The sequence below is a fragment of the Treponema endosymbiont of Eucomonympha sp. genome (genome assembly GCF_001028545.1).
This window is the reverse complement of record NZ_BBPW01000352.1, coordinates 1-712: the sequence shown is the minus strand read 5'-3', so window position 1 is coordinate 712 and position 712 is coordinate 1. Positions and strand designations below refer to the sequence as shown.

The 712-nt window shown below is 47.5% G+C and carries 2 protein-coding genes; both read right to left on the bottom strand.

From position 1 onward, the window contains the following. Nucleotides 1–369, bottom strand: a 369-nt coding sequence (locus AWU74_RS12800; RefSeq protein ID WP_238580225.1) for a RipA family octameric membrane protein, incomplete at its 3' end; no start/stop codon positions are given. Nucleotides 370–472: 103 nt separating this feature from the next. Then, on the bottom strand, nt 473–712 hold a 240-nt coding region (locus AWU74_RS07020; protein WP_162504987.1), incomplete at its 5' end, for a tetratricopeptide repeat protein.

Genomic DNA, 712 nt, shown 5'->3' with positions numbered 1-712 from the left:
TATCCGCTGATAATGCTGTATTACATACAGTGCAAAATAACAGTCCTGACATACAAGAACTAGAACGCATATTGTCAAATTTAACACAAAGACGCCCAGTGCGGCTAAAAGCAAAGGAAACGTTTCTTTTTGGGTATACAACTTCGCGTTTGTTACCACATGATAGTACGCTACAAAGATAGCGCTGATAAAAAACCAAAAATAAGCGGTGCGCTTCCAATACAGTCCGATTTCAAACTTACGGGTAGCAAACGCATTTTGTAATGCCGCTCTTTTCTTACACGCACTCTTACACTCATCCTTTCTCGTATACTCTTCATAGGGTTTCAGGTATTCATCGTCGGTTATCCTTTTGTTTTCATATTCCATAACACGTCTCCTGTAATACTGTCGTCTTTCAAACCGGCAAAAGGCAGCGCCGTTCCCAGCGTGAGCGGATCGAGCGCAGCGCAGAACAAAAACGCATAGCCCCTTACCGTCCCTGTCTCCGTATGATTTCTAGCATTTGTTTTGCGTCCGCGTTGTTCGGGTCTATGCCGAGAGCCTTGGAAAAGTCCGCAGCCGCTTGGTCGTAATCGCCCTTGCTGCCATAGGCGGCGGCGCGGATAACGTAGGCTTCTGCAAGATTCGGGTCGAGCTTTGTTGCCTGAGTGCAGTCCGCGATAGCCCGGTCGTAGTCGCTCTTGAGGGCATAGGCAATGCCGCGATTATT